Source organism: Paenibacillus sp. 01T422 (assembly GCF_056398785.1).
The window spans coordinates 1-4,000 of the sequence record NZ_JBFTQB010000614.1 but is presented as its reverse complement, the minus strand read 5'-3'; the positions used below and the strand labels follow the sequence as shown (position 1 = coordinate 4,000).

Sequence of the window (4,000 nt, the reverse complement as noted above, 5' to 3'; positions counted from 1 at the left end):
CGTTAGCACGATATCGCGACGGCAGTTTTCACCAAGATCCATTGGAGCCAAATCAAAGTATCCGCCTTGATCGTTCAGTTCTGTCGTTGGATTGCCCTTCTCATCGGTTTTGAACAAGAAAAACTCAGGTTCAGGACCAACATTCATCGCTGTGTAGCCTAGCTCTTCCGCTTGCTTCAGCGCATTTTTCAAAATCGCACGTGGATCGCCTGGGAATGGTCGGCCATCCGGCAAGTAGATATCGCAGATCAAGCGAGCCACTTTGCTTTCAGTTACCCAAGGGAAGATAACCCATGTATCCAAATCTGGATACAGGTACATATCTGACTCTTCAATACGCACATAACCTTCGATGGAAGAACCATCAAACATCATTTTGTTGTCCAACGCTTTTTCAAGTTGACTGAAAGGAATCTCAACGTTCTTAATACTTCCCATCAAGTCCGTAAACTGCAAGCGAATGAACCGAACATTTTGTTCTTTCGCGATGCGCAAAATATCTTCTTTGGTATAATTGTTGTTGTAGGTCATGTTCATTCTCCTCTCATTTTACAAGCGCTTACGGAGTGTTATTTATAAAACCGGGAAAGCTGTCCTTGGATCAAGGAAACCTGATCTGGCCGCTTGCCCCCGCCTATCAACTGCTGCTTCAGCATTTTGTGCAATTGAGAGTCGGTTAGTTCCTTACGCTTAACTTCCGTATGCTCGTTCAAAATCGTAGCATCTTCCGAATCTTTATCGACTGGGATGAGCACCTGCTTAATCCCCGCGATGTTCACACCTTTTTCAATCAAATCTTTAATTTCAAGAAGTCGTTCAACATCATTAAAGGAGTAGAGTCGTTGATTGCCGCCAGTTCTGGCTGGAATAATAAGCTCATGCTGCTCGTAATATCGAATTTGTCGTGCGGTTAGATCCGTCAGCTTCATGACGATCCCTATTGGGAATAACGCCATATTTCTACGAATATCATCACTCATGCTAATCACTCCTGCAAAGTTAAGTACCTCTCCTATATTGTACCTAAGTAACAAAAACGTGTCAAGGAGTGTAAGGTTTGTTCACAGACTTATTTTTTCAAAGCAATCCCTTGTCTACCATATGTTGGATTGCCGTAAGCACCCCTAACTTACAATGTGAATAGGTAAGTCCACCCTGCATGTACGCGATGTACGGCTCGCGAATCGGTGCATCGGCAGACAGCTCCAGGCTGCCGCCTTGGATGAAGGTACCGGCCGCCATAATGACGGGATGCTCATAGCCGGGCATATCCCACGGCTCCGGCACCACGTGCGAATCCACGGCAGCCGCTTTCTGGATGCCCTGCACGAACGTGATCAAGTGATCCGCGGACGTGAAGCGGATCGCTTGGATCAAATCCGTTCGCTGCGCATCCCAACGCGGATGGCTCTCGAAGCCCAGCTGTTCGAATACGGCGCTTGCGAACACCGAGCCCTTAACCGCCTGCCCGACCAGATGCGGGGCAAGGAAGAGCCCTTGAAACATGGCTCGCGTAGCACCGAGCATGGCGCCGACCTCGCCCCCAATACCAGGGGCAGTCAATCGATAGGCAGCGAGGTCCACGAGGTCCTGCCGGCCGGCAATGTAGCCGCCGGATGGGGCGATGCCGCCGCCGGGGTTCTTGATCAGTGAGCCGGCAATCAAGTCGACGCCAACCTGCGTCGGCTCCTGCAGCTCGGTGAACTCCCCATAGCAATTATCGACGAAAACGATAAGATTAGGGTTTATTTCTTTGACGAATCGGACCATCTCGCCGATTTGCCTGGTCGTGAACGACGGACGCCACGAGTAGCCGCGAGAGCGTTGGATGCCGATCACCTTCGTGTTCGGCTGAATAGCTGCAGCAATGGCCRCCCAGTCGGGCGATCCATCCTCCAGCAAGGCTACTTCATCATAGCCTATGCCGAAGTCCTGCAGCGAGCCTGTACCATCACCCGGTTTGCCAATTACTTTATGCAAGGTGTCATAGGGCTTCCCTGTGATGTAAAGTAGATGTTCGCCTGGTCGAAGCACACCGAACAGTGCAGTCCCAATCGTATGTGTTCCTGACACAAAGTGGGGACGAACAAGCGCAGCCTCTGCCCCAAAGCTATCCGCATACACGAGATCAAGCACTTCTCTACCGCGATCGTTGTACCCATAGCCAGTTGAGGAGGCGAAATGGTAATCACTTACTTTATGTTTTTGAAAAGCGCTGATCACTTTCCATTGATTAAGATCAATTGTTTTTTCGATGTGACGAAAAGCGCTTTCGACTTGACGCTCTGCACTTTCCATCAACGACATAACTTTATCCCCGAATTGCATAATTAATAAATCTCTCCCTCGTTCTCTTGAACCTCATGCTGTGGATTCTGATCATAAGCGACCAGCTGATAGGCTACCTTTACATAATCATCTTTGTTCACTCGGACCTTGAACAGCATATCTTCACCGTCAACTTCCGTCTCAAGAACTTCGCCGATTCGGTACATCAAAGAGATGATATCTCCTTTGTCAGCCGGAATACGAAACTCTTTGCTATCCCCCATCAGCTTGTCTTGAATAGCAATCCTCAGACGTTCCAAATCCGCTTGATCGAAAGCGCTAATCTTCAGAAACTCCCCTTCGGTAGTCAGCAGTTCTCGGTCTTCCTGGGGACAAGCATCGATTTTATTGAAAAGTGTCAGTTGTTCCTTCTGATGGGCGCCAAGCTCTTTAAGCACCTCGCCTACGACGCGCATCTGCTCGTTGCGCATATCTGTTGAGCTGTCAACGACATGGAGAATGAGATCGGCTTCATTGGCCTCCTCCAATGTAGCACGGAATGAAGCGACGAGATCATGCGGCAGATTTTGAATAAACCCTACGGTATCTGTAAGAACGATCTCCTTGCCGCTTGGCAATTCCATCGTGCGTGATGTCGGGTCTAAGGTAGCAAAAAGTTGGTTCTCAATATAGACGTCTGCTTGCGTTAATTGTTTCAATAATGTTGATTTGCCAGCGTTTGTATAGCCGACCAGAGCAACCTGGAATACACCGGTTTTCTTCCGGCGTTCCCGGTGCAAGGTGCGATGGCGAACAACTTCTTCAAGCTGCGCCTTCAACTCGTCAATACGGCCTCGGATATGCCGGCGATCTGTCTCCAGCTTGGACTCCCCTGGACCCCTCGTACCAATACCGCCTCCAAGTCTGGACAGGTTCTTCCCTTGACCAGAAAGCCTTGGAAGCAAATAGCTGAGCTGTGCCAGTTCAACTTGGATAATACCTTCACGCGTCTTGGCTCGCTGGGCGAAAATATCAAGAATGAGCTGTGTGCGATCAATGATTTTGACGTCGAGGGCTGCTTCCAAATTACGGACTTGCGCACCAGATAGCTCTTGATCAAATATCGCTGTGTTGCCACCCAACTCTTCGAGCATTGCCTTCAGTTCATCGACTTTTCCTTTGCCGATAAACCATTTGCTATCCTTGGTCTCTTTGTTCTGCGTCATGGTTTCCAGAACCTGCACACCTGCGGTTTCAGCCAGCTTCACTAATTCCTGAAGCGAGTACTCAGCCAGCTCTTCATTGCGCTTCTGCTTCTGTGTAACCAGACTGACGAGCACAGCACGGTCATCGATTTCTTTTTCAACCATATGTGAAGTTGTTTTCATAAGTTATAGTCTCCTTTACCTTGCACTATCACGTTCGAAATCCTCTCCATATAGGCGGATTCCTTCATCATTGTGTAGGAAATGCTTGGGAAAGTCAATTTACTGCGATGGAAAATTCAATTATAACAAAGCTCATCAAAAAAAACCGAAAGGCCACGTGGCCTTCCGGTATCTTTCCACAACAGTTACGTAAATAAACTTTGACCTAGGTAAGATCCTTTGGAAGGTACGCCCGGAAGCACGGCGAAATATCCTCCTCCAGTCGTATCCGTATAAGCCAGCATTTGATCAGGCAGCTTCGGATTCGTCAATCTTTTCTGGATCGATTCAAACTGTGTTTGAAT

Annotated in this window: 4 protein-coding genes; all 4 read right to left on the bottom strand. The window is 48.5% G+C overall.

Features of this window, described 5'->3' with window-relative positions:
* Positions 1–531, bottom strand: a 531-nt coding sequence (locus AC1DUA_RS27330; RefSeq protein ID WP_477502764.1) for a glutamine synthetase beta-grasp domain-containing protein, incomplete at its 3' end; no start/stop codon positions are given.
* Positions 532–569: 38 nt separating this feature from the next.
* Positions 570–980, bottom strand: coding sequence for a MerR family transcriptional regulator (locus AC1DUA_RS27325; protein WP_145655132.1), 411 nt, complete (start codon positions 978–980; stop codon positions 570–572).
* Between the two features lie 97 nt (positions 981–1,077).
* The gene (locus AC1DUA_RS27320; RefSeq protein ID WP_477502763.1) at positions 1,078–2,328 is read right to left on the bottom strand and encodes a methionine gamma-lyase family protein; all 1,251 of its coding nucleotides are present in this window, start codon (positions 2,326–2,328) and stop codon (positions 1,078–1,080) included.
* A 2-nt stretch (positions 2,329–2,330) separates the two neighbouring features.
* Positions 2,331–3,656 carry a GTPase HflX gene (hflX, locus tag AC1DUA_RS27315; RefSeq protein WP_477502762.1) on the bottom strand — a complete coding sequence of 442 codons (1,326 nt, stop codon included), beginning with the start codon at positions 3,654–3,656 and terminating at the stop codon, positions 2,331–2,333.
* Positions 3,657–4,000 lie beyond the last annotated feature (344 nt).